At 75.7% G+C, this 3,852-nt stretch carries 3 protein-coding genes; 2 read left to right on the forward strand and 1 reads right to left on the reverse strand.

What is annotated here, in order from left to right; all coding sequences use genetic code 11:
* Positions 1–24: 24 nt before the first annotated feature.
* A complete protein-coding gene (locus V9U69_RS12590; RefSeq protein WP_337062165.1) occupies positions 25–1,236 on the reverse strand; it encodes a S8 family serine peptidase in 1,212 nt (403 codons plus the stop codon).
* 142 nt (positions 1,237–1,378) lie between these two features.
* Here V9U69_RS12590 and V9U69_RS12595 point away from each other — a divergent pair, with 142 nt between their 5' ends.
* Positions 1,379–2,389: a LacI family DNA-binding transcriptional regulator gene (locus V9U69_RS12595; protein ID WP_337062166.1), complete on the forward strand. Its 1,011-nt coding sequence runs from the start codon at positions 1,379–1,381 to the stop codon at positions 2,387–2,389.
* Between the two features lie 123 nt (positions 2,390–2,512).
* Positions 2,513–3,736: a sugar ABC transporter substrate-binding protein gene (locus V9U69_RS12600; RefSeq protein ID WP_337062167.1), complete on the forward strand. Its 1,224-nt coding sequence runs from the start codon at positions 2,513–2,515 to the stop codon at positions 3,734–3,736.
* The last annotated feature ends 116 nt before the right edge of the window (positions 3,737–3,852 follow it).

Consider the following 3,852-nt stretch of genomic DNA (forward strand, 5'->3'; position numbering starts at 1 on the left):
CCGAGGGGGTGGGGGTGGGGTGGGTCAGCGGTGGACGGCGCGGGCGCGGCGGGGCACCACCGGGACCGGGGCGGGGGTGCTGACCGGCACCGGGACCGCGGCGGCGCGCACCGCGGCGGCCACGTCGAGCATCCCGGCGCCGTACCCCGCCGGCCAGGACGGCCGCGGCGACGCCGTGGAGCGCAGCAGCTCCTCCACCTGCGCCGCCGTCGCCGTGCGGTTCACCGACCGGACCAGGGCGGCCGCGGCCGCCACCTGCGGCGCGGAGAACGACGTCCCCGTCACCGCGAAGTAGCGGTGCCCCTGGCTCGCGGGGCCGCCCGCGGGGATCTGCTCGCCGGGGGCGCTGACGTCCACCGCGGTGTTGTGCTGCGCCCACGGCGCGGCGCCGCCGCCGACGGCCGACGCCGACGCGGAGACCACCCCCGGGTAGGAGGCGGGGTACTCCACGGGGTTCCCCGTGTCGCCGGAGTTGCCGGCGGCCGCCACCACGACGACCCCCTTGCCGGTGGCGTAGGCCACCGCGTCGGCGGTCACCGCGCTGTACGTCTCACCGCCCAGCGACAGGTTCAGCACGTCCGCGCCGTGGTCGGTGGCCCACACGATGCCCTGCGCCACCGCGCTGCCCGGGCAGCCGGTGCTCGTGCACACCCGCACCGGCAGGACGTCGACGCCGGGGGCGACGCCCGCGGCGCCCACGCCGTTGCCGTACGCGCCGGCGAGCACGGTGGCGACCTGGGTGCCGTGGGTGCCGACGTCGGTGCCGGAGGCGAAGTTCGCGCCGGGCAGGACCCGCCCGGCCAGGTCGGGGGCGGTGGGGTCGACGCCGCTGTCCAGGACCGCCACGGTGAGCCCGTCGCCCGTGGTGGTGGGCCACGCGGCCGGCGCGTCCACCTCCTCGAGGTGGCCGGCGCGGTCCAGGAACGGGTCCGTGCCGGCGCTCGCGCGCACGCCGAGGGGCTCGGTGGTGCCCGGCGCCAGGTGGTAGGTGGTGCGCGGGGCGGCGGAGGACACCGACTCGTCCTCGGTCAGGCGCGCGGCCAGGTGCCGGGCCGCGGCTGCGTCCGGGGCGGTGACGGTCTCGAGCACCAGCCGGTCCCCGGTGCGGCGCAGCAGGTCCACGGGCACGTCGCCGGAACCGGCGGGGGCGGCCGCCGCGGGGACGCAGGGCAGCGCGGCCAGCGCGCACACCAGGGCGGCGGTGGCGCGACGGCGGGCGCGGGGGGTTCTGGGCACGACGGCTCCCTGCTCTGGTGCGGTTCCGGAGGCTCATCGGCACGTGGAGGTCACGACTTGAGCGCGGACCTTGCCCGCAGCGCGGTGGGCGGTTACGGTCCTCCTCGATACGCATCGACGACGAGCGTGGGGGAGGGGCGACGTGGCCAGGGTTCCGACCAGCAAGGACGTGGCGCGCATCGCCGGCGTCTCCCAGAGCACCGTCTCCTACGTGATGAGCGGCAAGCGGCCCATCTCGGAGAAGACGAGGCGGCTCGTCGAGGACGCGATCGCCCAGCTGACGTACCAGCCGAACGCGGGGGCGCGCGCCCTGGCCGGCCGGCGCACGAACGTCGTCGCGGCCGTGGTGCCGTTCCGCACGCCGCTCAGCGCGCACGGCCTGATGGCCTTCGTCGAGGAGATCGCGCTGGCCGCCCGTGCCCGCGACCACGACCTGCTCATCGTCACCGCGGACGAGGGCCCCGGTGCGCTGCAGCGGGTCTCGGGCCGGGCGCTGTGCGACGCGGTCGTCGTCATGGAGGTGCGCACCGACGACGAGCGGGCTGAGGTGGCCCGTTCGCTGGGGCGGCCCACCCTGTTCATCGGGGTCCCGCGGGACGCCGAGGGGCTGCACTGCATCGACTTCGACTTCGAGGGTGCGGCCCGCCTCCTCGTGGCGGAGCTGGCCGCGGCCGGCAACCGCGAGGTGGCCGTGCTGGGCTGGGCCCCCGAGCTGGAGGAGCTCGGCATCAACTACGTGCCGAGGTTCCGTGCCGCGGCCGAGGCCGCCGCCGCCGAGCACGGGGTGGCGCTGCGCTGGTGCGCGGTGCCGTCCGGGCACGGGGCGGTGGAGGAGTGCGTGGCGCAGGTGCTCGGCGCGCCGGGCGCTCCGCCGGGGCTGCTGGCCTCGACGGGCGCGCAGGCGGTGCTCAGCGCGCTGCTGCGCCGGGACCTGGTGCCCGGGCGCGACGTGGACCTGGTCGCGCTGTGCACCGACGCCGAGGCCGAGGCGCTCCCCGTCCCGCTGACGGCGGTCTCCCCGCAGCCGCGGGACGTCTCGCGGCAGGCGATGGAGTGGCTGTTCGCCCTGCTCGAGGACCCCGAGGGCCCCGGCGAGCTGCGCCTGGTGCCCGCGGAGCTGACCCGCCGGCGTTCCGTCCGCGCCGCCGGCTGACCCCACGACCGTTTCGACCGCATCCCCGCACGACCGTCGTCGATACGCATCGACGGAGGAGCACGACGAACCGCACGACCCACCGACAGCCCACGACGCCGTGGGCGAGAGGAGAGCAACGAGATGGCTCGACGAGGAACCGCGCGCGGCCTGGCCGCTGTGCTGGCCGTGCCCCTGCTGCTGAGCGCCTGCGGCGGCGGGAGCGGCGGGGGCACGACCTCCGGCGACTCCGGCACCCTGCGCGTGCTGGACTACTACAACTCCGAACCCAACGCGACGCTGTGGAACGACGCCATCGAGGCGTGCGGCACCGAGATCGGGGTGGAGATCGACCGCGAGGCCGTCCCGGGCGAGACCCTCATCCAGAAGGTGCTGCAGCAGAGCTCGTCCCGGACGCTGCCGGACGTGCTCATGCTCGACAACCCCGACGTGCAGCAGATCGCGGAGTCCGGCGCGCTGGCCCCCCTGGGTGACCTGGGGATCGACTCCACCGGCGTCGCCCCGGGCGTGCTGGAGGCCTCCACCTACGAGGGTGAGCTGTACGCCCTGCAGCCGGTCACCAACACGATCGCGCTGTTCTACAACAAGAAGATCCTCGAGGAGGCCGGGATCACGCCGCCCACGACGTGGGAGGAGCTGAAGACGACCGCCGCGGCGCTGACCCAGGGCGACCAGTACGGGTTCGCCATGTCCAACATCAACACCTACGAGGGCACCTGGCAGTTCCTGCCCTTCATGTGGTCCAACGGCGGGGACGAGAGGGACATCGCCACCTCGGAGACCGCGGAGGCCCTGCAGCTGGTCAAGGACCTCATGGAGGCCGGCTCGCTGTCGCAGTCCTCGGTCACCTGGTCGCAGGCCGACGTCGCCGACCAGTTCGCCGCCGGCAACGCCGCCATGATGGTCAACGGGCCGTGGAACTTCGGCACGCTCGACGCGGTCGAGGGGCTGGAGTACGGCATCGTCCCGATCCCGGCGCCGACCCCCGGGGGCACCGTCGTCTCGCCGTTCGGAGGCGAGGCGTGGGCCGTGCCGCAGACCGGCGACGAGGAGAAGATGCAGAAGGCCGCCGAACTCGTCCAGTGCCTGAACAAGGACGAGACCCAGATCGAGGTCTCGGTGGCCACCGGCACCGTTCCCACCAAGCCGGAGCTGGCCGACGAGGTCGTCGCGCAGAACCCGAACCTGGCCACCTTCGCCGAGCAGGTGCCCGACCTGCGGGCCCGCACCGGTCAGCTCGGCCCCGAGTGGCCGGAAGCCGCCACGAAGATCTACACGGCGGTGCAGAACGCGCTCGTCGGCGGCATGACGCCCGAGGACGCCCTGCGGCAGGCGCAGGATGGCTGACGTCGCCACCCCGGGGCGGGGGGGGGGGGGGGGGGGGGGGGGGGGGGGGGGGGGGGGGGGGGGGGGGGGGGGGGGGGGGGGGGGGGGGGGGGGGGGGGGGGGGGGGGGGGGGGGGG

The organism is Kineococcus sp. G2, from assembly GCF_037154035.1.
Classification (GTDB): domain Bacteria; phylum Actinomycetota; class Actinomycetes; order Actinomycetales; family Kineococcaceae; genus Kineococcus.